The organism is Miniimonas sp. S16 (genome assembly GCF_057748195.1).
Genome location: NZ_CM173242.1, coordinates 1,413,017 through 1,438,485, shown reverse-complemented (window position 1 = coordinate 1,438,485; position 25,469 = coordinate 1,413,017). Strand labels below are relative to the sequence as shown.

20 protein-coding genes are annotated in these 25,469 nt (G+C 71.4%); 17 read left to right on the top strand and 3 right to left on the bottom strand.

Annotated features, from left to right (window positions below; all coding sequences use genetic code 11):
* The first annotated feature begins 126 nt into the window (after positions 1–126).
* The 3 genes from AC3AQ1_RS06270 (at position 127) to AC3AQ1_RS06260 (ending at position 3,253) form a co-directional block, all read left to right on the top strand.
* Positions 127–1,167: a glycoside hydrolase family 43 protein gene (locus tag AC3AQ1_RS06270; protein WP_108718273.1), complete on the top strand. Its 1,041-nt coding sequence runs from the start codon at positions 127–129 to the stop codon at positions 1,165–1,167.
* A gap of 172 nt (positions 1,168–1,339) precedes the next feature.
* Complete coding sequence (locus AC3AQ1_RS06265) at positions 1,340–2,305, top strand: ABC transporter permease (protein WP_199916541.1); 966 nt, start codon at positions 1,340–1,342, stop codon at positions 2,303–2,305.
* A gap of 12 nt (positions 2,306–2,317) precedes the next feature.
* Positions 2,318–3,253: a carbohydrate ABC transporter permease gene (locus AC3AQ1_RS06260; protein ID WP_108718272.1), complete on the top strand. Its 936-nt coding sequence runs from the start codon at positions 2,318–2,320 to the stop codon at positions 3,251–3,253.
* Here the strand turns inward: AC3AQ1_RS06260 and AC3AQ1_RS06255 are convergent.
* Positions 3,243–3,473, bottom strand: coding sequence for a hypothetical protein (locus AC3AQ1_RS06255; protein WP_159096412.1), 231 nt, complete (start codon positions 3,471–3,473; stop codon positions 3,243–3,245). The genes AC3AQ1_RS06260 and AC3AQ1_RS06255 overlap by 11 nt on opposite strands.
* A 35-nt stretch (positions 3,474–3,508) precedes the next feature.
* Between AC3AQ1_RS06255 and AC3AQ1_RS06250 the strand changes: the two genes are divergently transcribed.
* The 4 genes from AC3AQ1_RS06250 (at position 3,509) to AC3AQ1_RS06235 (ending at position 9,878) form a co-directional block, all read left to right on the top strand.
* A complete protein-coding gene (locus tag AC3AQ1_RS06250; protein ID WP_108718271.1) occupies positions 3,509–5,092 on the top strand; it encodes an ABC transporter substrate-binding protein in 1,584 nt (527 codons plus the stop codon).
* Between the two features lie 106 nt (positions 5,093–5,198).
* The gene (locus AC3AQ1_RS06245; protein WP_159096411.1) at positions 5,199–5,849 is read left to right on the top strand and encodes a YesL family protein; all 651 of its coding nucleotides are present in this window, start codon (positions 5,199–5,201) and stop codon (positions 5,847–5,849) included.
* Entirely contained in the window at positions 5,846–8,521 is a 2,676-nt protein-coding gene (locus AC3AQ1_RS06240) for a beta-galactosidase (protein WP_108718269.1), read from the top strand. The genes AC3AQ1_RS06245 and AC3AQ1_RS06240 overlap by 4 nt, the downstream gene beginning before the upstream one ends.
* 121 nt (positions 8,522–8,642) lie before the next feature.
* Positions 8,643–9,878 carry an ROK family transcriptional regulator gene (locus AC3AQ1_RS06235; RefSeq protein ID WP_234417842.1) on the top strand — a complete coding sequence of 412 codons (1,236 nt, stop codon included), beginning with the start codon at positions 8,643–8,645 and terminating at the stop codon, positions 9,876–9,878.
* A gap of 36 nt (positions 9,879–9,914) precedes the next feature.
* On the opposite strand, the gene AC3AQ1_RS06230 is transcribed toward AC3AQ1_RS06235, so the two are convergent.
* Positions 9,915–11,501, bottom strand: coding sequence for a proton-conducting transporter transmembrane domain-containing protein (locus AC3AQ1_RS06230; protein WP_108718268.1), 1,587 nt, complete (start codon positions 11,499–11,501; stop codon positions 9,915–9,917).
* A 116-nt stretch (positions 11,502–11,617) separates the two neighbouring features.
* Entirely contained in the window at positions 11,618–12,943 is a 1,326-nt protein-coding gene (locus tag AC3AQ1_RS06225) for a glycoside hydrolase family 27 protein (protein ID WP_108718267.1), read from the bottom strand.
* A gap of 88 nt (positions 12,944–13,031) precedes the next feature.
* Here AC3AQ1_RS06225 and AC3AQ1_RS06220 point away from each other — a divergent pair, with 88 nt between their 5' ends.
* From AC3AQ1_RS06220 to AC3AQ1_RS06175, 10 genes are all read left to right on the top strand, one after another.
* Positions 13,032–14,015 carry a LacI family DNA-binding transcriptional regulator gene (locus tag AC3AQ1_RS06220; RefSeq protein ID WP_108718266.1) on the top strand — a complete coding sequence of 328 codons (984 nt, stop codon included), beginning with the start codon at positions 13,032–13,034 and terminating at the stop codon, positions 14,013–14,015.
* Positions 14,012–15,025, top strand: a complete 1,014-nt coding sequence (locus tag AC3AQ1_RS06215) for a LacI family DNA-binding transcriptional regulator (protein WP_108718265.1) — start codon at positions 14,012–14,014, stop codon at positions 15,023–15,025. Before AC3AQ1_RS06220 ends, AC3AQ1_RS06215 begins: the two co-directional genes overlap by 4 nt.
* 248 nt (positions 15,026–15,273) lie before the next feature.
* The gene (locus AC3AQ1_RS06210) at positions 15,274–17,217 is read left to right on the top strand and encodes a glycoside hydrolase family 127 protein (RefSeq protein WP_108718264.1); all 1,944 of its coding nucleotides are present in this window, start codon (positions 15,274–15,276) and stop codon (positions 17,215–17,217) included.
* A gap of 89 nt (positions 17,218–17,306) precedes the next feature.
* On the top strand, positions 17,307–18,950 hold the full coding sequence (locus AC3AQ1_RS06205; protein WP_108718263.1) for a type 2 periplasmic-binding domain-containing protein: 1,644 nt from the start codon (positions 17,307–17,309) through the stop codon (positions 18,948–18,950).
* 63 nt (positions 18,951–19,013) lie between these two features.
* The gene (locus tag AC3AQ1_RS06200; protein WP_108718262.1) at positions 19,014–19,982 is read left to right on the top strand and encodes an ABC transporter permease; all 969 of its coding nucleotides are present in this window, start codon (positions 19,014–19,016) and stop codon (positions 19,980–19,982) included.
* A gap of 13 nt (positions 19,983–19,995) precedes the next feature.
* Complete coding sequence (locus AC3AQ1_RS06195) at positions 19,996–20,898, top strand: carbohydrate ABC transporter permease (protein WP_108718261.1); 903 nt, start codon at positions 19,996–19,998, stop codon at positions 20,896–20,898.
* Positions 20,895–21,593 carry a YesL family protein gene (locus AC3AQ1_RS06190; protein WP_108718260.1) on the top strand — a complete coding sequence of 233 codons (699 nt, stop codon included), beginning with the start codon at positions 20,895–20,897 and terminating at the stop codon, positions 21,591–21,593. Before AC3AQ1_RS06195 ends, AC3AQ1_RS06190 begins: the two co-directional genes overlap by 4 nt.
* Before the next feature lie 118 nt (positions 21,594–21,711).
* Positions 21,712–23,820, top strand: a complete 2,109-nt coding sequence (locus AC3AQ1_RS06185) for a glycoside hydrolase family 31 protein (RefSeq protein ID WP_199916540.1) — start codon at positions 21,712–21,714, stop codon at positions 23,818–23,820.
* 91 nt (positions 23,821–23,911) lie between these two features.
* Positions 23,912–24,136, top strand: coding sequence for a hypothetical protein (locus AC3AQ1_RS06180; RefSeq protein ID WP_108718259.1), 225 nt, complete (start codon positions 23,912–23,914; stop codon positions 24,134–24,136).
* A gap of 72 nt (positions 24,137–24,208) precedes the next feature.
* Positions 24,209–25,372, top strand: coding sequence for a LacI family DNA-binding transcriptional regulator (locus AC3AQ1_RS06175; protein WP_234417841.1), 1,164 nt, complete (start codon positions 24,209–24,211; stop codon positions 25,370–25,372).
* Positions 25,373–25,469 lie beyond the last annotated feature (97 nt).

The following is a 25,469-nucleotide window of genomic DNA, read 5'->3' as shown; positions in this document are numbered from 1 at the left end:
GCAACGCGGCAGGCGTCCCGGATGCCGGAACGATTTCGTGGGACTTCAGTCCCGTTCGGGCGCGGGAGAGGGCCATGGCGCGCCGTCGTGCCGGGCTGACGCGGTGCGCGCTCCTACGCTGGCGCGATGCGCGCGCATCCCCACGCCCTCGACGAGGTGCCCTGCCACGACCCGTACGTCCTCGCCGTCGAGGACGGGTACCTCCTGTACACCTCGTTCGACTCCCGGCGGTGGGCGCACCACATCCCCGACGGCAGCGACTACGCCGCACCGGTCGGCACCGGCGTGCTGGCCTGGTGGAGTCCCGACCTGCACACGTGGGGGTCGCCGGAGGTGGTGTTCACGGTGCCGGACGGCGCCTGGGCGAGCCCGGACGCGGCGCCGTGGGCACCCGAGGTGCACGCGTGGGGCGACCGCTTCGTGCTCGCGACGACGCTGCACGCGCCGCAGGACCCGCTGCCCCCGACGCGTCAGCGCGGGACGGTCGTGGACCTGATCGGTGCGGCGGGGGAGCACACGCTGCGGCCGATCCGCCGAGGCACGGTGCTCGCCGTCGCCGACGACCCGCGCGGGCCGTTCGAGCTCCTGGACCCCTCGGCGCCCCACACCCCGGGGGACTTCATGGCGCTGGACGGCACGCTCGTGCGGGACGAGCACGGCACGCCGTGGCTCGTGTACGCGCATGAGTGGGTGCAGGTGCTCGACGGGACGATGGAGGCGGTACCGCTGACGGAGGAGCTCGCCGTCGCCGGCGCGCCGGTGCACCTCTTCCGGGCGTCCGAGGCGCCGTGGTTCACCGCGATCACCCCTTCGACGCAGGCCCTCGCGCCCTACGTCACCGACGGCCCGCAGCCGTACCGGCTGCCGGGTGGTGCGCTCGCGATGCTCTGGGCGTCCTACCGGCCGGGGAGCGACGTCGTGACCGGCGAGTACGTCGAGACGCAGGCGATCTCACCGTCCGGCTCGCTCCTCGGGCCGTGGCAGCAGGGCGAGGTTCTCGTGGCGGGGAACGCGGGTCACGGGATGCTCCTGACCACGCACGACGGCGAGCTCGTGCTCGTCCTGCACCGCGGCATGAACACGCCGCGGGTGCGAGCGGAGGTGCACGACGTCGTCGCGACGCCCACCGGCCTGCGCGTCGTCGGACGCCGCGTGCCGGCGATGTGATCGTTATCAAACAGTGACCCGACCCACTGGTCAGGAGTTGTTCTAAGGGTTAATGTAACGGCCACGACAACGACCGAGGGCCGGTGCGCTGAGGCGCCGGGCCGACGTCGGACCCACCGCAGAGAGGCGGAGAACCTGGGATGAGTGCCACACGACGACGCCCGAGGCGACCGTGACGGCCGCTACGGCCGTGCGCACGGAGCTCGAGCCGCCACCGACCCGGAAGCAGACGACGATGCGCCGGCTCAAGCAGTCGCGCGTCCTCATCGTCATGTGCCTGCCTGCGCTCATCTACTTCCTCGTGTTTGCCTACGGGCCGATGCCGGGCAGCTGGATCGCGTTCACGAACTACAACTACCGGGACGGGATCTTCGGCAGCCCGTTCGTCGGGATGAAGAACTTCGAGTTCCTCATCCAGTCCGGCCAGCTGTGGCTGCTCACGCGCAACACGATCCTGTACAACCTGGCCTTCATCGTGCTCGGCAACATCTCGCAGATCGCGCTCGCGATCATGCTGAACGAGATGCGCATGAAGTACTTCAAGAAGATCAGCCAGACGATCATGTTCCTGCCGTACTTCATCTCGGTGGTCCTGATCGGCGTGATCGCGTTCAACCTCCTGAACTACGACACCGGCGCCGTCAACGCGCTGATCGAGCAGTTCGGCGGCGACCCGGTGAAGATCTACAGTGCCGCCGGGATCTGGCCGCTCATCATCATCCTGTTCTTCCTGTGGCAGAGCACGGGATACGGATCGATCGTGTACTTCGCGGCGATCATGGGCATCGACTCGACCATGTTCGAGGCCGCGGCGATCGACGGTGCCTCGGCGTGGCAGCGGATCCGCTACATCATCCTGCCGAGCCTGAAGCCGACCTTCATCATCCTGCTGCTCTTCTCGCTCGGCGGGATCATGCGCGGAAACTTCGGGCTGTTCTGGAACCTCATCGGCAACAACGCCGTGCTCTTCGAGACGACCGACATCATCGAGACCTCCGTCTACCGCATGATCGTCTCCCAGAACAACTTCACCTCGTCCACGGCCGTCGGCCTGTACCAGTCGCTGTTCGGCTTCGCCCTGGTGATGCTGTGCAACTGGATCGTGCGGCGGATGAATCCCGACTACGCGCTGTTCTGACCGGGAGCCACCATGACCACCACAGCTGCAGCCCTGCCGGCGACGAAGGCCGGCACCACCAAGGTCAAGCTCGGCGCGAGCGACTACGCGCTGCGCGGGGTCTCCTACGTCGTCGTGACACTCTTCACGATCTTCTGCGCGCTGCCGTTCATCCTCATCATCTCGGCCTCCTTCTCGAGCGAGGCCTCGATCATGCGAGACGGCTTCGGGCTCTTCCCGCGGGAGTTCTCCACCGAGGCGTACGAGTTCATCTTCCGCTTCCCACGCGCGATCGCCGGCTCCTACGTCGTGACGATCGTCATGACCGTGCTCGGGACGGCCATCGGGCTCTTCGTCATCGCGATGACGGGCTTCGCGCTCCAGCGCCGCGACTTCGCCTACCGCAACTATCTCTCGTTCTTCATCTACTTCACGACGCTGTTCTCCGCGGGCCTCGCTCCCACCTACCTGTGGGTGACGCAGGTGCTGGGCCTCAAGGGCTCGTACCTGGCGGTGTTCCTGCAGCTGCTCATGACGCCGTGGCTGATCATCCTCATGAAGAACTTCTGCCGCTCGATCCCGTGGGAGGTCGTGGAGTCCGGGAAGATCGACGGCGCGGGCGACTTCCGCATCTTCCTCCAGCTCGTCCTTCCGATGCTCAAGCCGGCGCTGGCCACCGTCGGGCTCTTCCTCGCACTGGGCTACTGGAACGAGTGGTACCTCTCCTCGCTCTACCTCGGCAGCGCCGTCGAGTTCAAGCCGCTGCAGTACTACCTCTACAACGTGGTCAACACGGCGAACGCGCTGAAGAACTCGGTCGCCGGAGCGAACGTCAGCGTGGCGCAGCTGCCGTCGAACACGCTCAAGATGGCGACCGCCGTGATCGCGACCGGGCCCGTGGTCCTCATGTACCCGTTCGTCCAGAAGTACTTCGTCACCGGCCTCACGGTCGGCGCCGTCAAGGGCTGACCCCCGGACCCGCCGGCTCTGCGGGGCGGCTGGTTCGCGCCGTCCCGACCCGCAGCGTCGCGCGGCACCCGCAGGACTCACCAGACAGCACCACCAGCACCACCGGATCCACCACCACGACCAGCACCAGAACCAGAACCAGCACCACCGGATCCACCACCACGACCAGCACCAGAACCAGAACCAGCACCACCGGATCCACCACCACGACCAGCACCACCCGGAATCACCTACAAGGGAGCAGAGGATTCTCCGATGAAGCGCAGAACGATCACCAAGGCGGGGGCGGTCGCCGCCACCCTCGCGCTGTCCAGCGTGGCTCTCGCCGCCTGCGGCAGCGGCGGCGACAGCGACGGCGGCAACGCCGACGGCGGCGCGTCGGGCGACATCACCCCGATCACGATGCTCGTGCTCGGTGACAAGCCGACCAACGGCCGGCTCGAGGCGATGCTGGACGAGCTCAACGCGAACCTGCGCGAGCAGGCGGGCGCCGAGCTCTCGCTGTACTACGTGGAGTGGGCCGACTGGCAGACCCAGTACAACGTGCAGCTGCTCGCCAACGACGGTTCGGTCGACCTCGTCACCACCGCGACCGACTGGCTGTTCGCCTGGGAGAACGCCGAGAAGGGCGCGTTCCTGCCCCTGTCGGAGGACATGCTCAAGGAGAACGCCCCGAAGACCTGGGAGCAGGTCTCGGCCTCCGGCGACTGGGACCTCACCAAGCTCGACGGCGAGATCTACTTCATCCCGGAGGACAACTACACGCAGTACACCAACCACGGGTTCTTCTACCGCGGCGACTGGGCCAAGGAGGCCGGCTTCGCGAACGGCGAGATCACGAAGTTCGAGGACTTCACCCAGTACTTCCAGTGGGTCAAGGACAACCAGCCCGAGGCCTACCCCTGGGACGTGGCGGGCGCGAACATGGCCGCGCTCACCGGCTACCTGCAGGGGCACACGGACGCGATCACGCTCCAGGGTGTCGCGACCGGCAACTACTCGATCTTCGAGACCACGAAGTCGGACCCGTACACGATCAGCTCCAACTTCATGGAGGGTGACGCGCTGCTCGAGGCCGCCGAGCTCGCCAAGGAGTGGAACGACATGGGCGTGTGGCGGGAGGACGCGATCAACTACACGGGCGACACCCGTGAGGAGTTCTACGCGGGCCTGTCCGGCGCGGACCAGCACCACACCCAGACCTTCCTCACCCAGATCGTCAACAACATGACGACCAAGCAGGAGGGCTCGGACCCGAAGATGTTCTACTTCGGTCAGGAGAACGGGAACATCTTCAAGGACCTCAAGACGCACGGCGCGATGGCGGTGAGCGCGGCCTCGAAGAACCCCGAGAAGGCGCTGCAGGTCTACGACCTGATCCGCAACGACCAGACGGACTACGACCTGCTGAACTTCGGCATCGAGGGCACCGACTACATCCTCACCGACGACGGCAAGCTGGACTACCCCGAGGGCTACGACTCCTCCACCGACGCGCTCGGCTCGAACTTCTGGGGCGGCCGGATGGACGAGTACGAGTACGACAAGGTGACCGACGCCCCGAACAAGTGGGAGACGTACGAGGCGCTCGACGCCGTCGCGGAGGACTACCCGTACGAGACCCTCGTCTTCAACAAGGACTCGATCGACTCCTCGCTGGCCACGATCGGCGGCGTGCTCTCGACCTACCTGCCCCAGCTCATGTACGGGAAGTTCGACGACCCGGCTGCGGCCATCGAGGACATGCGGGCCGAGCTGGCGGCCGCCGGCTACGACGAGGTGCGGGAGTCCCTCCAGGCGGACATGGACGCCTGGGCCTCGGAGCAGGGCCTGAAGTAGTCCGCTTCCTGCACGATCCCGCACGACACCCAGCACGATCCGGATGGGGCCGGACGTCGATCGGACGTCCGGCTCCACCCGCCCACCACGACGAGACGAGGACGACGTGAGCACGAGCATCTTCGAGGCGGACTCCGCGCTCCTGCGGTTCCTCAGCAAGGTCGCGGACGTGATGGTGCTGAACCTGGTGTTCGTCCTCACCTCGCTGCCGATCGTGACGATCGGCGCGTCGCTGACCGCGCTGAACTACACCGCGCTGAGGATCGTCGACGGCGAGTGCGAGTCGGTCCTGGACTGCTACCGCCGGTCCTTCCGGCAGAACCTGCGCCAGGCGACGGTCCTGTTCGGGATCGTGGTGGGGCTCGCCGTCGTGCTGGTCGCGTGGTTCCTCATCGCCGACGGCCTGGCCATCGCCTCGATCGTCCGGTTCGCGCTCTACATCGTGCTGTTCCTCGTCACGTTCCAGGCTGTGATCGGCGCGCTCTTCGTGTTTCCGTATCTCGCGAAGTTCGAGGGGTCCACCAGAGAGGTGCTGGGCAACGCCCGCAAGATGTCGCTGCGCCACCTCTTCGCGTCGCTCGCGTTTCTCCTGACGACGGGCCTGCCCGTGGTCATCACGATCTTCTACCCCCACCTCGTGGGCTACGGACTGCTGTGGTTGGCCTTCGGGTTCGCCGCGATCGCCGTCGTCAACGCGTTCCTGTTCAGCGCGATCTTCGCGAAGTACGTCCCGACCGCCCCGGAGGGTGTCGCATGACCGTCGTCGAGCAGCCGGCCCCGGCCGGCGTCCTGCCGGAGCCGAGCGGGGCGGGGCTGCCCGGGCTGGACGAGGTGGTGCTGTGCGCCTCGCTGTTCTACTTCCGGATCCCGGGTGAGCTGTGGTCCGCCCGGCTGGCTCAGGTGCGCTCGTCCGGGTACCAGGCGATCGACGTCTATCTGCCGTGGAACTTCCACGAGCTCGCCCCGGGCGAGTGGGACTTCACGGGTCGGCGCGACGTCGCCGCGTTCCTCGACCTCGCCCACGAGGCCGGGCTCCGCGTGATCGCCCGCCCCGGGCCCTACATCTGCTCCGAGTGGGACGGCGGAGCGCTGCCGGCCTGGCTCGGACTCGCCGGGACCGATGGCCTTCGGCAGGCCGAGCCCCGCTACCTCGACGCGGTGCGTGCCTGGTTCGACCGCGCGCTGCCGATCCTCGCCGAGCGCCAGCTCGGCCGCGGCGGCAGCGTCGTCGCCGTCCAGCTGGAGAACGAGCTGGACTTCTTCGACACCCGCGACCGCACCGCGTACGTCGGCGCGCTCGCCGAGATGGCCCGCGCGCACGGCATCGAGGTGCCGCTGATCGCGTGCGCCGGGCAGGGTGATCTCGCCGGCGCCACCGGGGACGTGCCGGGTGTTGTGCCCGCCTGCAACTTCTACCCTGACGACCGCTCCCCGTTCGTCGAGCCCGAGGTCCGGCGCTACCGCCACCTGCTCGCCGAGCGCGGCCTGCCGCTCCTGGTGACCGAGACCAACCGTGCGCACGCCACCCTGCGCCGGCTCGTCGCCAGCGGCGCGGGTCTGGTCGCGCCCTACCTGCAGGCCTCGGGGTACAACGTCGGCTTCACGCCGTCGGTCGGCAACTGGGGCGACCCCGCCGGCTTCATGGCCCACGACTACGACTTCCACGGCTTCCTCTCCCCGGTCGGGCAGGCGCGTCCGGAGCTCGCCGACGCGCGGGTGCTCGCGGCCCTCGTCCGGCTGCTCGGCGCCGACCTCGCGCGCGGACTGCCCGAGGCGGCGGTCGGCGCCTACGCGACCGACGCGCCGACCAGCGCCTCGCCGTCGAGGCTGCGGATGCCCAGCGGCGCGAGCCTGCTGGCCGTGCCGAACCTCGGCGACGTCGACGCCGAGGTGAGCCTCGCCGTCGGGCCCGATCGGGTGAGCGCGCCGTTGCCAGGGCTGATCTGCCTGCTCGTGCTGGCGGAGCTGCCGCTCGCGCGGTTCGGCCTGCCGGGCACGCTCGAGCTGGCCACCGCGGACCTCGTCGCCGCCGACCCGACGGGCCTCACGCTGGCGGCGACCGGCCGCAGCGCGCTGGTCCTTCGTGCGCCCGACGGCGAGCGAACGGTCCTCGAGATTGACGCGCCTGCGCCCGGGGCCGCCGTGCAACACCGGGTGGCCGTGGGCGACTCCACCTGGGACGTCGAGGTGGTGCACCCGCAGGACGTGGCCGGCCCAGCCTCTCTCGACGCCGACGCCGACGCGGACGCCGACGCCGACGCGGACGCCGACGCCGACGCGGACGCCGACGCCGACGCGGACGCCGCGACCCCCGTCTCCGACGAGGCGCAGGAGCTCGGGCCGCTGCGCGCGCTGCGGGCGGCGGAGCTGCCCGCACCGCAGCGGCACGCCGTCGCGCCCTGGTCGGAGGAGGTGGGGGTGTGGCGTGGCCGCACCCACTACCGCGCCTCCGTGGCCGACGTGCGCGAGCTGCTGCTCGAGGGCGCGGGCGACATCCTGGACGTCGCGCTGCTCACGGGCGACGGGGACGCGTCGATCGCCCACCGCACGCTCACGCCGTTCGGGGCGACCACCCTGCTCGACGTCGCGGACGCCGCCGAGGTGGCCGTCACGGCCGAGACGTGGGGGCACGCCAACTTCGACGACGCGCGGCTGCCGGGCCTGCGGCTCGGCTCGCTGCGCGGGCTCGGCCGGGTGTGGGCCGTGACCGGGCGCGACGACGTCGGCGCGCTCTGGCGGGTCGAAGGACAGTGGAGCGGCCGGCCCGCGCCGCTGCGCACGCTCGGCGGCTGGAGCAGCACCCGCGTCGGGCTTCCGATCACCTACCGCCGCACGCTCCCGGTCGACGGTGAGCACCACTACGCGCTGCACCTGTCCGAGGTGCCCGGCGCGGTCGAGGTGACGCTCGACGGCGAGCCTCGCCTCGTCAGCGCGCACGAGCCCTGGCTGCACCTCGAGCCGGGCCGCGGGCGCGACGTCACCGTGACCCTGCCGCACCTGCCGGGATCGCTCGGCGCCGCCCGGCTGCTGCGCCTGAGCGAGGTCCGGGACTGGAGCGTGCAGCCCGAGCCGGACGACGTCTACCTGGCGCGGGTCGCGGACGCGGCCGAGACGGCCGACGCGATCGAGCTCCCCCTGGCCCTCGAGCCGGGCGAGGAGCGCGTCCTTGCGCTGCGCGTGCCCGCGGGCGGGCTGTCGCTGCGGTTCGCCGGTCAGCAGGTGCGCGTCTCGGTGGTGGCCGGCCGGGAGCTGCTCGGCCGGGTTTGGCTCGACGACCCGGCACGTCCGAGGTTCACCGGAGGTGACGCGCACCGGACCTGGCTGCCGGCGGCGTGGAACACCGGCGCCGTGCGGCTGCTCGTCCGCGGCATGGCGGGCCCCGGCGTCCCGGAGCTGCGCAGGGCGTGGGCGGAACCGACGCCGCAGTGACGGCGCCACGCCGCCGGACGACGTGTCGGGCGGCCCTGTCCGACGGCGCGAGACGTGTGCTCACCGAGGCTCAGCGGTGCGCAGAGCTGCTCGTGGTTACCATGACCGGAACCAGGTGGGGGTGAGCGTGGCGGTCCAGCGACTGACGTCGCGCGACATCAGGAGCGAGTCGAGACTCGACGTGATGAAGGCGCTGCTCGTGGCGGGGGAGGCGTCCCGCAACGAGCTCGTGCGCGAGACCGGGCTGAGCCCGGCGACGGTGGCCACCGTGGTGGGCGAGCTGATCACCGCGGGCATCGTCACCGAGGGCCGGACCACGTCCGGCGGGATCGGGCGCCCGACCCGGGTGCTCCACATCAACGCCGCACGAGGTCTCGTGGTCGGCGTCGACGTGGCGGAGACGTACGTGCGTGCCACGGTCTTCAACACCTCCCTCGACGAGGTCGAGTCCGCCGTCGTGCACCGGGACGAGCACGAGCACACGGTCGAGTACGTCGTGGACGGCATCGAGCGCGCGGTGGACACCGCGCTCGCGAGCGCGGGCGCCGAGCGGGAGGCGGTGCTCGCCGTCGGCGTCTCGCTGCCCGGTCTCGTGGTGCGGGGCGGGAGCACGTCCGTCGTGGTGCCCGAGCTGACGTGGCACGAGACCGGCGTGGACCGGATCCGGGAGCGGCTCGCCCTGCCGGTCGTGGTCGACAACCCGCTCAAGGCGGTCGCGGCTGCCGAGCTCTGGTTCGGGGAAGGGCGCGACTGCGACTCGATGATCACGATCAACCTCGGCACGGGCGTGGGCGCCGGGATCGTGATCGGCGGGGAGATCCTGCGCGGCGCGACGAGCTCGGCCGGCGAGTGGGGTCACTCCCTCCTCGTGCTGGACGGCCGCGCCTGCCGGTGCGGTCGGCGCGGATGCGTCGAGGCCTACGTCGGCGCGCCGGGCATCCTGGAGACGCTGCGCGAGATCGATCCCGACAACCCGCTCGTGCGGGTCGGCGCTCAGCGCGACGTCATCGAGGCGCTCGCGGGCGAGCTCGCCGCGCCGGAGCCCGACCCGGCCGCTCTGGAGACCATCGCGCGCACCGCGCGCTACCTCGGGTCGGCGATCGCCGACCTGGTGGCGATCCTCAACCCCGAAGCCGTCGCCCTGACGGGCTGGACGGCGTGGGCGCTCGGCGAGCACCTGCTGCCGCTGACTCGCTCGACCCTGGTCGCGCAGGCGCCGGGGGAGTCGGCCGTCGACATGACGCTCCGCATCTCCACCGTGCGCGGCAACTCCGTGGCCACCGGAATGGCGGTCTCGGCGCTGACCTGGTTCCTGGCCGACGTCGGGCTCGTCACGCGGGTGCCCGTCGGGCTCTGAGGCGCCGACGGCGGGGCGGGGGTCGGCGCGGCACGGTCAGTGCCGCGGGCGGCCGCCCTCGTCGAGCACCACCTCGAGCGCCCCGCGGGGCAGGCCTCGGTCGGTCGCCCAGCTCGGCAGCCAGCCCCGCCGGGACGCGTACCACACCAGCGCCGCGATCGCGAGCCCGAGCAGGACGGGCCAGGAGGCAGCGGCCACCGTGACGGCGTCGAGCCTCGGGACCGAGACGATCGGGACCCACTGCCCGGCGAGGTACCAGGTGGCCGCGGTGCCGCCGAGCACGAGCGCCGCCCACGCCACGAACCACCCGTCGGCGCGTTGCCTGGCCGGCGCGATGTGGCTGCGCAGCGTGAACGCCGCACGCGCGAGGATCAGCGTGGTGGCGGTCGCGACGAACGGGAGCAGCGCGGTGACGTCGAGCAGGAACGGCGCCGCAGCCACGGCGCTCTTGGCGGCGTACTTCGCCACGGCGCCGCTTCCGAGCGGCGCCCCGGCGACGGCGAGCGCGAGCACCACGCCACCCGCCACGACCCAGCGCCGCTGGGGTCCGCCACCGTAGCGCGCCCACACGGCGACCGTGAGGATGAGCCCGCCCTTCGCCATGCCGTGGTGCACCGCGTACACGACGGCGGACAGCACGCACGCCGTCGCGAGCTCCGGCGCACTCAGCGCGACGCCCACGATGACGCCGAGGAAGCCCATCTGGGAGACCGAGCTGAACGCGAGGGACGCGTCCGGGTCGTTGCTGCGCACGCCGGGCAGCAGCGCGACACCGGCACCCAGCAGCGCGAGCACGACGAGGCCACCGCCCCACACCGGCAGCGCGGCCTCGCCGAGCGGCAGGAACCGCAGCCACCCGACGAGGCCGATCTTGATGACGCAGCCGCTCAGCACCGCGCCGACCGGGATCGAGACGCCGGACTCCACGAGCGGCAGCCAGCCGTGCAGCGGGAACGTGCACGCCCACTCACCGAACCCCAGCAGCAGCAGCGCCACGATGAGCGGCGCGAGGGGCGACGCCGCGACGGCTGCCGGGGCGTCGGCCACCCGCCACCCGCCCGCGGCGACCACGAGCACGAGCGCCGCGAGCACGAACGCGTCGCCGACGAGGCCGAACGCGAGGTAGGTCCGCGCGGCCCTGCGCGCGAGCGGTGACTCCTGGCCGAGGATCATCGCGTAGACCATCGACGTCACGATCGCGCAGCCGACGGCGAAAGTCGCCACGTCGACGGCGGACAGGACGAGGGCGTTCCCGGTGAAGCACACGAGCAGCCTGCTGGTCAGCCGCGACGCCGCGGCCGACCCGGACCGGGCGGAGAGCACGAGCGCCCCGGCGTAGAGCGTCACCGCGACGAGCAGCAGCGGACGGCTCACGACGTCGAGCCGGCCCACACCCCACGCGGCCGGTTCGCTCGCCCCGAGCACGTCGAGGACAGCGACCGGCACCAGCGCGAGCGGCGCGAGGTGCGCGACCCGGCCCGCGGCCCCAGGCCCCGACGACGACGGCGTCACCCCCGTCGGTCCAGGGGTGGCACCCGCGTCGTGGCCGCGCCGCGCGAGGACCCCCAGCAGCCCGGCCGTGAGGGCCGGCAGGAGGTGGGCGAGGAGCTGCAGCGCGAGCATGCGTTCCGATCGGACGTCGGGCGCGCGGCGCTCGTGCGACGCGCGCCGCCGAGTGTCTCACCCCGCGGCTCATCCCGGCTTGCGCCGCGGCGTCCCGCGTGTCGCGCCCACGTGCGTCAGGGGGCGGCGTGCCGCAGCAGGACGACGTCGTGCGGCGCGATCTCCACGTGGAGCGCGACGCTGCCCGGGGCGACACCGCGCGCCGCGTCGCTCTGCTCGGTCACCGCGGTGCGACGCACGACGGCGTCGCGCCAGAGCTCGCGCACCTCACCGTCCAGCGTGGTCGGGAGGTCGACGTTGCCGGCGTCGAGCGCGACGGCGAGCGGCGCCTCGCCGGTGTTGAAGGCCGCGACGTACGCGGCGCCGTCGTGCCCCTGTGCCGACCACAGCACGAGGGGACCCTCGCGGAAGACCTCGCGCGACGCCGTCGTGCGCAGGAGGGCGAGCACGCCGGGGTTCGTGAGCAGGGCGATCGTCTCCGGGGAGGACGTGGGCAGGTCTCCGCCCACCATGAGGGGCGAGCGCGCGACGCACCACAGCGTCATGAGGGTGCGGCGCTCGGCCGGCGTGAGGAGGCTGTCGCGCGGCTCGCCGCGCTCGGCCCGAAGGCCGATGCGGCCGAGGGGGAGCATGTCGCCGTCGGGCCAGCCGTGGGAACCGGCGTGCGGCGCCCAGCGCGCGAACCGGGCGAAGTTGGCCTCGACGTCCTCCCACCGGTCCCACAGGTCGTCGCAGATCCGCCACATCGTGGCGTGCTCGCGCAGATGGTCCAGGCGGGTGAGCGAGAGGTCGCGCCCGGGGGAGAGGCTGAGCTCGATCGACCTGCCCGAGCGCTCGATCGCGAGCGCGTAGGCCTCGATGTCGCGCGCCTGGTAGGGCCAGAGCATGTCGTCGCACTTGATGAAGTCCACGCCCCAGGAGGCGTAGAGCGCGAGCGTGGAGTCGTAGTAGGCCTGCGCGGCGGGGTGGGCGTGGTTCAGGCCGAGCATGTCGGGGTTCCACTCGCACACGTTGGTGGCGTCCGCGACGTCGGCTGCGGTGGCGTCGGTGCCATCAGTCCCGAGGATCGGAGTGGCCTGCGCGACCGCGCGGCGCGGGATGCCGCGCATCGTGTGAATGCCGAAGCGCAGTCCGAGCGCGTGCACCGCGTCCGCGAGCGGGCCGAAGCCGGCGCCGTCGACCGAGCTCGGGAACCGGGTGACGTCGGGCTGCAGGCGACCCCAGGCGTCCATCGCGAGCGGCGCGTCGGCGTTGTACCCGTGGGAGCGCGCGGTGGGATCGGACCAGTCGATGTCCACGACCACCGTGTCCCAGCCGTGGGGCAGGAGGTGCTCGGCCATGAAGCGTGCGTTGGCGAGCACCTCGGCCTCGGTGACGGTGGTGCCGTAGGAGTCCCAGCTGTTCCAGCCCATCGGGGGCGTGGGGGTGGGCGTCGTCGCCATGTGCGTCTCCCTCGACGGGCGCAGTCCGAAATGACAACGATGAACCTACCGCACCGCGCGGCGCTCCCCTGCGTCTACCCTGTGGCCCATGGCCGCCACGATGCGCGACGTCGCCGCGCTGGCGGGCGTCTCCCTGAAGACGGTGTCGCGTGTGGTCAACCTCGAGCCCCACATCCGCCCCGAGGTGATCCGACGCGTTCGCGCGGCGATCGCAGAGCTCGGCTGGGTGCCCAACGGCAGTGCGCGCGCCCTGAGGACCGGCCGCACCAACGTCGTCGCCGTCGCGGTGCCGCACCTGCAGCGGCCCTACCACGCGCTGCTCGCCGAGGCCCTCGTGGTCGAGTCGAACCGACGCGGCATGCAGGCCGCCGTCGAGCCGACCCACCGCGATCCCGCACGCGTGGAGGCGGTGCTCTCGTCGGTCGGGCGCTCCTTCGACGGGGCGCTGGTCATGGGACGGCTGCCTGACGGGCTCGATCCCGAGCTGCTGCGCACGCGGCCCGTCGTGCTCGTCCAGGCCGAGCCGGTCGACGGGGTCGACGCGGTCAGCGTGGACCTGGTGGAGGCGGCGTCGCTGCTGGCCAGGCACCTCGTCGTGATGGGGCGGCGGCGGCCCGCGCTCATCGGCTGGGACAGGTTCACCAGCGGGGAGGCCGTGATCGCGGCCGCGCTGTCGCCCGACTCCCCGGACACGCTGCCGCGGGTCTCCAGGGTCACCACGCGCGCCGACGGAGCGGCGGCGGCCGAGTCCCTCCTGGCGTCGTCGCCCGACGTCGACGCCGTCGTCTGCGCCAGCGACGAGATCGCCACCGGCGTCCTGCACGTCCTCGCCGAACGGGGCGTCGAGGTGCCGCGCGCGGTGGCGGTCACAGGGTTCGACGGGATCGACGAGGGACTGTTCGCCACGCCGTCGCTCACGACGATCGACCCGGGTCCGGCCGCACTCGCGCGGCACGCGCTCGACCTCCTGCTGGACGGGCTGTCCTCCACGCCGCCCCAGGCGGGTCGACACGTGCTCGCGCCCGTGAGCCTCGTGCGCCGCGAGACCACCCTCGGCCAGGGGGTCGCATGACGACGACGATGGCGCACGTCGCCTCCGCCGCCGGCGTCTCGACCAAGACGGTCTCCAACGTCCTGCTCGGGCGTCCGGGGGTCTCGCCGGCGACACGCGAGCGGGTGCTGCGGCTGGTGGAGGAGCTCGGCTACCAGCCGAACCTCGCCGGCCGGGGCCTGTCGTCCGGACGGACGGGACGGGTGGCGGTCGTGGTGCCGATGCTCTACCAGCCGTACTTCGCCGAGGTGGCCGAGGGTCTCATCCTGGCGCTCGCAGATCGGGGCTATGCCACCACCCTGCGGATCGCCCCCGACGGCGCAGCCGAGCGCGACGCGGTGATCGGAACCACGACCCCGGACGTCGACGGCGTGATCCTGTGTCCGCACGCCTTCGTCGAGGAGATGGTGGACGGGGTCGAGCACCGACCCCTCGTGACGCTCGGGGGTCCGCCGATGCAGAGCGTGGACTGCGTGGTGATGGGTGAGCACGAGGGTGCGCGAGCCGCGACTCGGCACCTGCTGTCCACCGGGCGCAGCCGCATCGCGCTGCTCTGGAACGACCTGGGCTCCAGCACTCCGCACGGCGACCGGTACCAGGGGTACGTGGACGGGCTCGCCGAGGCGGGACTCGAGCCAGATCCCGCACTGTTCGCCTTCGGCTCGGACTGGGACCGCCGGATGTCCGGGTACGAGGCCATGGTGGCGCTCCTGCTCTCGGGGCGGTCCTTCGACGCGGTGCTGTGCATCAACGACGCCCTGGCGATCGGGGCGACTCGCGCGCTGCGCAGCCACGGTCGGCGCATCCCGGACGACGTCGCGGTCACCGGGTTCGACGACACGGCGGAGGGGGAGTTCATGACCCCGACCCTCACGACGGTCAACCCGCGCAAGGCGGAGATGGTCGAGCACGCCGTCGCGATGCTCGTCGAACGGCTCGACGGGTACGACGGCGAGCCTCGCCAGATCCGCACCGGAGCGGACCTCGTGGTGCGGGAGTCGAGCCGCTCGCGCGCGGACGGCAAGGCCTGACCGCACGCAGACCTGCCCGCTGACTCGCGCCGTCTGACGAGCAGGCGACCCGCGGAGCCCCGGCGGGGCCCTCGGGTCGCCTCGGCGGCCGCTGGACTCGAGAATGCGTGTCGAACGTTCACATCGGCCCACCGCTTGGAAAGTGTCACGGTCGAGTAACGATTGACAACGATGATGGCTCGCTGTTGACAACGCTGAACTCGACGGGACAGACTCGCCCCCAGCCACCCGGTCGAAGGAGACCCACGATGACCGCCAGCACCACCAGCAGCACGGCCGTGAGCCGCGTCGACGACGCCCGTGACGTCGCCGCGCCCGCTCTGCCGAGCGCGGCGCACGCCGTCCACACCCCGCTCGGTGTGCGCGAGGTGCGCCTCACCGACGGTCCGCTCGCCAGCTGGCAGTCGCTCAACGCGAGCGCGACGCTCCCGCACTGCATCGAGCAGATCGAGGAGTGGGGGATCCTGGACAACCTGCGGCGGGTGATCGGGGAGTCCGGCGCCGAGTTCCGCGGCTTCTGGTTCGCCGACTCCGACCTGTACAAGGTGATCGAGGCGGTCGCGTGGGAGATCGCGCGCACCGGCACCACCGAGTTCGACGCCTGGCTCGACGACGTGATCGGCCTGGTCGCCCGCGTCCAGGAGCCGAGCGGCTACGTGCACTCGTGGATCCAGGGCGTCCACCCGGAGCTCAAGTTCGTCCAGCTCGAGCTCACGCACGAGATGTACGTGCTGGGCCACATGATCCAGGCGGCCGTCGCGCTGGACCGCGCCAACGGGCGCGACGACCTGCTCGTGCTGGCCCGCCGGTTCGCCGACCTCCTGGACCGCCGGTTCGGACCGGGGCGCGAGCAGGGCATCTGCGGTCACCCCGAGATCGAGACGGCGCTCGTCGAGCTGTACCGGCACACGGGTGAGGAGCGCTACCTCGCGCTCGCGGCGCACATGGTGGAGCTGCGCGGACAGGGCCTGCTCAAGGTCGGCGGCCTCGGGGCGCGGTACTTCCAGGACCACGCCCCCGTGCGCGAGGCGCGCGACGCCGTCGGGCACGCCGTGCGCCAGCTGTACCTCAACGCGGGGGTGACCGACGTCTACCTCGAGCAGGGCGATGCCACGCTCCTGGCGGCGATGGACGCGCAGTGGTCCAGCGCGCACGAGCGGAAGATGTACCTCTCGGGCGCGTTCGGCTCGCGACACCGTGACGAGGCGTTCGGCGACGACTACGAGCTGCCCAGCGAGCGGGCCTACGCCGAGACCTGCGCCACGATCGCGGACATCCACTGGACCTGGCGCATGCTCCTGGCCGGCGGGGCGGCGGGCGCCGCGACGTACGCCGAGACCATCGAGCGCGAGATCCACAACGCGCTCGCGGCCTCGATCGACGGAGGCGGCACCCGGTTCTTCTACTCCAACCCGCTCCAGCAGCGTCCGGACCGCTACTCCGAGGAGAACGCGCCGCGCGAGCGCACGCCCTGGTACGTGTGCGCGTGCTGCCCCCCGAACATCGGACGCACCGTCGCGCAGCTGGGTGCCTACGTCGCCTCGACCACCGCCGACGCGCTGTGGCTGCACCAGCTGGCCGCCGCCGAGATCGACCTGCCGGCCGACCTCGGCGAGGCGGTCGTCCGCGTCACCACGGCCTACCCCGCCGACGGGCGCGTCGAGGTGAGCGTGCACGGGCACGTGCGCGACGGCGTCCGGCTCGCCGTACGTGTTCCGAGCTGGTCGCCCGACGCCGAGCTCACCTCACGGGCAGACGGGGGCTCGGGCGCCGCCCGCGCCGATGCGGACGGCTACGCGCGCCTGCCGCTCGTCGACGGCGCGCGCTACACGCTCTCCCTCGACCTCACGCCCCGCCTGACCCGCGCCCACCACCGGGTCGACGCCGTGCGTGGGTGCCTCGCCGTCGAGCGCGGTCCCGTCGTCCACTGTGTGGAGCAGGCCGACCTGCCCGACGGCGTCGCCGTCGACGACCTCGTCCTCCTGCCCGCGCAGGGGGTCGGCGTGGCCGACGACGGCACGCTCACGGTGCGCTGCGCGGTCGTGGACCGCCCGGACACCCTCTACTCCGGCGCTGGTGCGCCGGTCGCGACCGAGGGCTCGCCGAGCCTGGACGTCGCCGCCATCCCGTTCGCGACCTGGGGCAACCGCTCCCCGGGCGCGATGCGGGTGTGGCTCCCGGTCGACCGCTGACCTGACCGCCGCCCCACCACCCGACCTTCCCAACCCCCTCGTCCGCACCCTCCAGCACCCACGCGGACGAACCGTCTCGAGGAGGAGACATGACCGCTGCCCCACCCACCCGGCGCCGGTACACCCGGACCGCCGCCGCCGCGTCCTTCGCGGCCGTCCTGAGCCTCGTGCTCGCCGCGTGCGGCGGCGGTGGCTCGGACACCGACTCCGACGCCTCCAGCGGCGCCGGTGACGGCGAGACGCCCACCGTCTCGATCATGGTGATCAAGCACCCCCTCACGAAGCCGATGGCCGACATGGCCTGGGTCAAGCAGCTCGAGGAGGAGGCCGGCGTGACGATCACGTGGGAGGAGGTGTCGGCCGACTGGGACCAGAAGAAGAACCCGATGCTCGCCGCGGGCGACGTTCCCGACCTCATCATCGGCAACAACGCGATCACCGATGCGGACCTGGCCACCTTCGGCTCGCTGTTCGAGGACCTCTCCGACGACATGGACGCCCTGCCGAACGTCCAGGCGATGTTCGACGAGGTCGACGGCGCCCAGGCGATGGCCACGTTCAACGACGCCGAGAAGTCGGTGCCGTCGTACAAGAAGTTCTGGCCCACCGCCATCACGCACCAGTACATCAACCAGCAGTGGCTCGACGCGCTCGGCCTCGACATGCCGACCACGTGGGACGAGCTGTTCGACGTGCTCGTCGCGTTCAAGGAGCTGGACCCGAACGGCAACGGCCAGGCCGACGAGATCCCGTTCGACTTCGCGCCGGTCGGCACGACCGGGTTCGGCTACTTCCAGCCGTCCGCACTGCTGGGCTCGACCGGGATGCAGATCGTCGGCGGCGGTGGTGGCGGGTACTTCCTCGAGGACGGGGAGGTGAAGAACTTCTTCGTCGACGAGCGCTACCGCGACGTCGTCGAGTTCCTCAACCGCTGCTGGCAGGCCGGCCTGATCAGCGCGGACGCCTTCACCCAGGACTACTCGACCTACCAGTCGGTGGCCCGCGGCACGGGCGACACCGCCCGCGTCGGCTTCTCGTGGGGCTGGTCCGGCTCCGACCGCTTCGGTCCGGGCGTCTACGAGCAGTACACCGCGATGGCGCCGCTCCTGCAGGAGGAGGGTCAGTCCGCCCCGGTGCGCTGGTCCTACGACTTCGAGAACCTCACCCGCAACCACGTCACGATGTCCGCCGACCCGTCGGACAAGGACGCGGTGCTGCGCGTCATCAACGCGTTCTACTCCCCGGACATCTCGATCCAGGTGCTCTTCGGTGACATCGGCCCGAACGTCGAGAAGGTCAGCGACACCGAGTACAAGGTGCTGCCGCCCGCGGATGCGAACCTCGACCCGTCGACGTGGAAGTGGACCTCCAGCCTCGCGGACAACGGCCCCATCTTCATGCGCGAGAACATGGAGGTCGAGCTGCCCTCCGACCTCGCCGAGGCGGTCGAGAACGCCGTTCCGCTGGAGCCGGCCTTCGCCGACCTCGACGTGGACACGGACGTCTACCCCGCGCCGTTCATCAAGCTCGACGCCGCGGACCAGTCCACGACGGCCGTGAACGACACCGCCATCCAGGGCATCGCGATGCCCGCCTTCGCGCAGTGGGTGACCTCCGGCGGCGCCGCCGACGGCTGGGACTCCTACGTGTCGCAGATCGAGAACGCCGGACTCCAGGCCAACCTCGACATCCTGCAGACGTACTACGACGACTACATCGCGTCGAAGTCCTGATCACCCCGCGCCCGGGCCGCTCCGCGTGACCGGCCCGGGCGCAGCCCGGAGAGGCAGGTAGCCATGGCCGTGGCCCTGGAGACGAAGGTGGCGACGACGCCGCCCGCGCGCACGAGATCGCCGTGGCCCCAGCGGCTGCGGCAGCACCTGAGCCGGCGCTGGCAGCTGTGGGTCATGCTCGCGCCGGCCATCGTCGCGACGGCGGTCTTCGCCTACGCCCCGATGTACGGCATCCAGCTCGCGTTCCGCGAGTTCGACTTCGAGGCCGGCCTCACCGGCGGCGACTGGGTCGGACTGAAGTACTTCCGGCAGTTCTTCGAGTCGCCGCAGTTCTGGCAGTTGATGCGCAACACCGTGCTCATCAGCGTCACGACACTGGTAGTCGGCTTCTTCGCCCCGATCGGTCTCGCCCTGCTCGTCAACCAGGTCGTCGGTCCGCGTCGCAAGCGGTTCAGCCAGACCGCCACGTACCTGCCGCACTTCATCTCGATCGTCGTGATCGTGGGCATGCTGCAGGTGTTCCTCTCCCCGAGCACCGGTCTCATCACCCGGGTGCTGGAGTGGTTCGGCGTGAGCGGGATCAACTTCCTCGGTGATCCCAAAGCCTTCATCCCCGTCTACGTGATCTCCGAGGTGTGGCAGCACTGCGGGTGGAACAGCATCATCTACCTCGCGGCGCTGTCCAACGTCGACACCCAGCTCTACGAGGCCGCGAAGATCGACGGCGCAAGCCGGTTCCAGATCATTCGCAACGTCGACCTGCCCTCGCTCGTACCGACGATGGTGATCCTCTTCATCCTCACGATGGGCGGGGTGCTCAACACGGGCTTCGAGAAGATCTTCCTCATGCAGAACACGCTGAACCTGCCCATCTCCGAGGTCATCTCGACCTACGTGTACAAGATCGGCATCATCGGCAACCAGTTCAGCTACTCGACGGCGATCGGCCTGTTCAACACGCTCATCAACTTCGCGTTCCTCGTGGGCGCGAACCAGCTCGCCAAGCGTCTCGCCAACACGAGCCTGTGGTGAGGGGAGAGACGCCATGACGACCAAGGTCCGCTACCACCGCCCCGGCGACATCGTCTTCGCCGCCCTCGTCGCGGTCAGCATCGTGCTGATCGTCTTCGTCACCCTGTACCCGATCTTCTTCGTGGCGATCGCCTCGATCTCCCAGCCTCAGCTGGTGCAGGGTGGCCAGGTCTGGTTCTTCCCGCGCGGCATCAACTGGTTCGGGTACGAGCAGATCCTCGGCGACCAGCGCATCTGGACCGGGTACCGCAACACGATCGTCTACACCGTGCTCGGCACGGCCGTGAACATGCTCGTGACGATCCCGGCGGCGTACGCGCTGTCGCGCCGTGAGTTCGCCGCCCGCCGGCCGCTCATGTTCTTCTTCGCGTTCACGATGTTCTTCAACGGCGGGCTGATCCCCACCTACCTGCTGTACCGCGACCTCAATCTGCTCGACAACATGTGGGTGTTCATCCTGCCGAGCGCGCTCAACGTCTACAACCTCATCATCGCGCGCGCGTTCTACGAGAACTCGATTCCCGAGGAGCTGCACGAGGCCGCGACGCTCGACGGGTCCGACGAGTTCCGGTTCTTCTTCACGATCGCCATCCCGCTGTCCAAGGCGATCCTGTCGGTGATCATGCTGTACTACCTCGTCCAGCACTGGAACGACTTCTTCACGGGTCTCGTGTTCATCCGTGACTACGCGAAGCAGCCGCTGCAGATCGTGCTCCGGGACATCCTCATCTCCAACACCGCCTTCGCCGGCGGGGCGGGCGGCGCAGGCGGGACCGGTGGCGGTTACGGGCAGCAGTACGCCGACCAGATCAAGTACGGGGTCATCATCGTGTCCTCGCTGCCCGTCATCATGCTCTACCCCTTCCTGCAGAAGTACTTCGAGAAGGGCGTCATGATCGGGAGCGTGAAGGGATGAGGAACGTCCTGGACTGGCACGTGCGGATCGGCGACCTGGGTCGCCGCCTGCTGTGGCTGCAGCTGCTGTGGGTCGCGCACACGCTGCTCGGCGCCGTCGTGCTGGGGATCGCCCCCGCCACGGCCGCCGTGCACGCGGTGCTCAGGCGCGACCAGATGGCGGCCGAGGGGTGGCCGGGTACCGCCGAGCGCGAGCGACTGCCGCGCGAGTTCCACCGGGCCTGGCGCCGTGAGCTCGTCCCGGCCAACGCCGTCGGACTCCCGCTCGTGGCGGGATGGGCGTTAGTCCTGCTGGACCACCGCCTGCTGCGCACGACCGAGGTGGCCGGCGCGGGCGCGCTGCAGGTGCTGCTCTGGGTCCTCACGCTCGTGCTGATGTGCGTCACGGCGACCGTGTGGGTGCTGCAGGCGCACTTCGCCGAGGGGCCGTTCCGGGTGCTGCGGCGAGCGCTCGTGCTCGTCGTGGCGCGTCCGCTGATCTCCCTCGGCGGCGCCGCGGTGCTGGCGGCGACGGCGTGCCTCTACTACGTCGTCCCCGGACTCGCGGTCGTGTTCGGGATCATGGCGCCCGCCTGGGTGACCACCGCCCTGGTGTGGCGCAGCGGGATCCTGCCACGGCCCGCCGCCACGTCCGACGGCGAGCCCACGGCCGCGTCCGACGGCGCCCCGACGCCGGCGCTCGCGCCCGCGCGCTGACCGAGCACTACCCCCACCCAGCACCACGACCCGCACGGACAAACGAACCACGACCGACCACGACGAACCACGACGAATCGCGCCGTCGCCGTCGCCGTCGCAAGCAGGAGGAGCACGCGTGAGCAGCCACGTCCAGCTGTCCGGACCCGCCCTCGAGTGGACCGGCGACGGCGAGACCGTCCGGGTCGAGTCCTGGGGCAGGAGCGCCGTCCGCGTGCGGGCGACCCTGAGCGGGGAGCTGCGCGACCACGACTGGGCGCTCCTGCCGCCCGACCCCGCGATCACCGACGCGGGCGGCGACGCCGGCCCGGAGCTCACGGTCACCGAGACCGCGGACGGCGCCGTCGGGACGCTCGTGCAGGGCGACCTCCGGGTCGTCCTGACCGCGCGACAGGGGATGGACGGTCAGGCGGGGTACCTGCGCTCGAGCTGCCACCTCGCGTTCTACCGCGGGGACCGGCTCGTGCTCGAGGAGGAGCACGAGGGCGGCGCACTCAAGCGCCGCGCGCGCCAGTACGACCCGCGCGGCGCCGGGCACCGTCTCACGGTGTCGCTGGTCGGACCGCGCGAGGAGCGCCTGGTCGGGATGGGTCAGTACCAGCAGGACCTGCTGGACCTCAAGGGCTCGACCCTCGAGCTCGCGCACCGCAACTCCCAGGCGAGCGTGCCGTTCGTGGTCTCGAGCGCCGGCTACGGCTTCCTCTGGCACAACCCCGCCGTCGGTCGTGCCACGTTCGCGAGCAACCGCACCGAGTGGGTCGCCGAGCTCACCGACCAGGTGGACTACTGGCTCACGGTGGGCGACACGCCGTCGGACATCGCGAGCGCGTACGCGGACGCGACCGGTCACGCCCCGATGATGCCCGAGCTCGGGCTGGGCTTCTGGCAGTGCAAGCTGCGCTACACCACGCAGGCCGAGCTGCTCGAGGTGGCCCGCGAGCACACCGCGCGCGGCCTGCCGCTCGACGTCATCGTCGCGGACTTCTTCCACTGGCCGCACATGGGCGACTACCGGTGGGAGGAGGAGTTCTGGCCCGACCCCGCGGCGATGGTCGCCGAGCTGGCCGAGCTCGGCGTCGCGCTCATGGTGTCCGTCTGGCCGCAGGTCTCCTACGAGTCGGAGAACTACGCGGAGCTCGCGCGACGCGGGTACCTCGTGCGGTCCGACCGCGGTGTGGACGCGCAGATGTCCTTCCAGGGGCCCTCGCGGTTCCTCGACGTCACCCACCCCGGTGCGCGGGCGTGGCTCTGGGAGACGCTGCGGCGGAACTACCCGGGGGTGCCGCTGTTCTGGCTGGACGAGGCCGAGCCCGAGTTCGTCTTCTACGAGTACGAGGCCTACCGCTACCACGCCGGCCCGGCGATCCAGGTCGGCAACGTCTACCCGCAGCTGTTCTCGCGCGCGGTGGCGGAGGGCCAGGTCGCGGACCGGCAGGCGGGCGGTGCCGCTCGTGACGCGTCCGGCCCGGTCAACCTCGTGCGCTGCGCGTGGGCCGGCTCCCAGCGCTACGGCGCGCTCGTCTGGTCCGGCGACATCCACTCCTCGTTCGAGTCGATGCGGCGCCAGGTCACGGCCGGGATCCACATGGGCGCCGCGGGCATCCCGTGGTTCACCACGGACATCGGCGGCTTCTACGGCGGTCACGTCGACGACCCCGCCTTCCACGAGCTCCTGCTGCGCTGGTTCCAGATGGCGACGTTCATGCCGGTGATGCGGCTGCACGGGGACCGGTCGCCGCAGCGCGGCGTGACGGCCGCCGACGGCTCGGCGCGCTGCCACTCCGGCGCCGGCAACGAGCTGTGGAGCTACGGCGAGGCGGTCTACGAGGTGCTCGCACGGCACGTGCACCTGCGTGAGGCGCTGCGCGACTACACGCGCGAGGCCATGCGCGCCGCGCACGAGGACGGTCAGCCGGTGATGCGCGGACTCTTCCACGGGTTCCCCGACGACGCCGAGGCCTGGCGCATCGGCGACCAGTTCCTCTTCGGCCGTGACGTCCTCGTGGCGCCCGTCCTCGAGGCCGGGGCTCGCCGTCGCCGGGCGTACCTGCCCGGCGGAGCCACGTGGACGGACCTCGCCACGGGCGAGGTGCACGACGGCGGAGCCTGGGTCGACCTCGACGCTCCCCTCGAGCGCACGCCCGTCCTCGTGCGCGACGGCGCGCTCGCCGGGCTCGTCGGGGTCGCCTACCGCGGCGCTGCTGTCGGCGCCGCAGACGCGGGGTGACCCGGCTCGACGCGCCAACCCGCCGGCCACGCCCCCGCCGGCCGGCGGGCCGCCTAGGATCGACAGCACCACACGGACGAAGGAGACCGCGATGACCACGCCGTACACCGGGAACTCGCCCTACCCCGCGATGGGCTTTCCCGCCGCCCTGAACGCCGAGACCGAGGCCGAGAAGGTCGAGGAGCTCGAGACCCCCGACGTGCCCGAGGAGGAGCTCGAGGAGGACGAGTCCGAGGGCGCCGCGGTGCTCGGTGCGCTCGCCGACCCGGCCAACGCCGAGGCGATCGAGCGTCTGCGCCCCAAGCACGAGGGCTGAGGAGCGCCGCGCCCGGCGGACGGGCCGGCCCGTGGGGGTGCTCGCGCCCCTAGCATGCCCGCGGGAGGTCCGATGACGACGGGTGCGAAGGGCCCGCGCGAGGTGCGCGCGCGCGGCGGGGTCACGATGCACGACGTCGCAGCGCTCGCGGGCGTGTCCTTCAAGACCGTCTCGAACGTCCTCAACGACTACCCGCACATCCGGCCCACCACCCGCGCCCGCGTCGAGGCCGCGATCGCCGAGCTCGGCTACCAGGTCAACGCCTCGGCGCGGAACCTGCGGCGCGGTCGCACGGGCGTGATCGGCCTGGCACTGCCCGGGCTCGCGGAGCCCTACTTCGGCGAGCTCGCCGACACCGTGGTGCGCGTGGCCGAGACCCGCGGGGTCACGGTGCTCGTCGAGCACACCGCCGGCGAGCGCGCCAAGGAGCTCGACGTGCTCACGAGCGCGCGCCGCTCGCTCACCGACGGACTGCTGCTGTCCCCGCTCGCGGTCACGGCCGAGGACCTGCGCGAGCTGCGACCGACCTCTCCGCTCGTCCTGCTCGGTGAGCGGGTGTTCGGCGCAGGGCTGGACCACGTGACGATGGCCAACGTCGAGGGCGCTCGGCTCGCGACCCGACTCCTGCTGGACCGCGGCGCGCACCGGATCGCGGTGGTCGGCGCCCCCGGTGCGCCCGGCGAGCCCGAACCGCTCGACCCGCTCACGGAGCTCACCGGGCTCGCCGAGCTCGCCGCGCTCCCCCGCGGCGCCGGGGTGCCCGACGGCGAGCTCGGCTCCGCGCGTCCGCTCACCACCACCACGGCGCGCCTGCGCCTGGCCGGGTACCTGCACGCGCTCGTCGAGGCCGGCCTCGAGCCCGACCCCGCCCTGCTGCTGCCGACCGGCGACTGGCACCGCACCTCCGGTGCGGCGGCGATGGACCGGGCGCTCGCCGTCGGGCTCGAGGTGGACGCCGTGCTGGGACTGAACGACTCCGTCGCCCTCGGCGCGCTGCACGCGCTGCAGCTGGCGGGCGTCGACGTGCCCGGGCGGGTGCAGGTCGTGGGGTTCGACGACACGATCGACGGCGCGTTCGCGACACCGGCGCTCACGTCGGTGTCGCCGGGGCGCGAGGTGATCGCGAGCTCCGCCGTCGACCTGCTGCTGCGACGGATCGAGGGCGTCGAGCAGGCGCCGCAGCTCGTCGTCGCGCCGGTTCGGGTGGAGGAGCGCGGGAGCACCCGCCGGGCGTGACTCGAGTGACCCGAGCAGCGCGCATGAAACCCGCGCACCACACCCGTCGACAGCCGCACCGCCACCCGCTAAAATCCGGATCTACAACGTTGTAGAA

Bases quoted from the DNA above. Each gene is read 5' to 3' on its own strand.
- AC3AQ1_RS06240 (WP_108718269.1), top strand. From the start codon at position 5,846: ATGACCGTCGTCGAGCAGCCGGCCCCGGCCGGCGTCCTGCCGGAGCCG.
- AC3AQ1_RS06200 (WP_108718262.1), top strand. From the start codon at position 19,014: ATGGCCGTGGCCCTGGAGACGAAGGTGGCGACGACGCCGCCCGCGCGC.
- AC3AQ1_RS06225 (WP_108718267.1), bottom strand. From the start codon at position 12,943: ATGGCGACGACGCCCACCCCCACGCCCCCGATGGGCTGGAACAGCTGG.
- AC3AQ1_RS06190 (WP_108718260.1), top strand. From the start codon at position 20,895: ATGAGGAACGTCCTGGACTGGCACGTGCGGATCGGCGACCTGGGTCGC.
- AC3AQ1_RS06270 (WP_108718273.1), top strand. From the start codon at position 127: ATGCGCGCGCATCCCCACGCCCTCGACGAGGTGCCCTGCCACGACCCG.
- AC3AQ1_RS06175 (WP_234417841.1), top strand. From the start codon at position 24,209: ATGACGACGGGTGCGAAGGGCCCGCGCGAGGTGCGCGCGCGCGGCGGG.
- AC3AQ1_RS06250 (WP_108718271.1), top strand. From the start codon at position 3,509: ATGAAGCGCAGAACGATCACCAAGGCGGGGGCGGTCGCCGCCACCCTC.
- AC3AQ1_RS06230 (WP_108718268.1), bottom strand. From the start codon at position 11,501: ATGCTCGCGCTGCAGCTCCTCGCCCACCTCCTGCCGGCCCTCACGGCC.
- AC3AQ1_RS06180 (WP_108718259.1), top strand. From the start codon at position 23,912: ATGACCACGCCGTACACCGGGAACTCGCCCTACCCCGCGATGGGCTTT.
- AC3AQ1_RS06205 (WP_108718263.1), top strand. From the start codon at position 17,307: ATGACCGCTGCCCCACCCACCCGGCGCCGGTACACCCGGACCGCCGCC.
- AC3AQ1_RS06220 (WP_108718266.1), top strand. From the start codon at position 13,032: ATGGCCGCCACGATGCGCGACGTCGCCGCGCTGGCGGGCGTCTCCCTG.
- AC3AQ1_RS06195 (WP_108718261.1), top strand. From the start codon at position 19,996: ATGACGACCAAGGTCCGCTACCACCGCCCCGGCGACATCGTCTTCGCC.
- AC3AQ1_RS06210 (WP_108718264.1), top strand. From the start codon at position 15,274: ATGACCGCCAGCACCACCAGCAGCACGGCCGTGAGCCGCGTCGACGAC.
- AC3AQ1_RS06260 (WP_108718272.1), top strand. From the start codon at position 2,318: ATGACCACCACAGCTGCAGCCCTGCCGGCGACGAAGGCCGGCACCACC.
- AC3AQ1_RS06215 (WP_108718265.1), top strand. From the start codon at position 14,012: ATGACGACGACGATGGCGCACGTCGCCTCCGCCGCCGGCGTCTCGACC.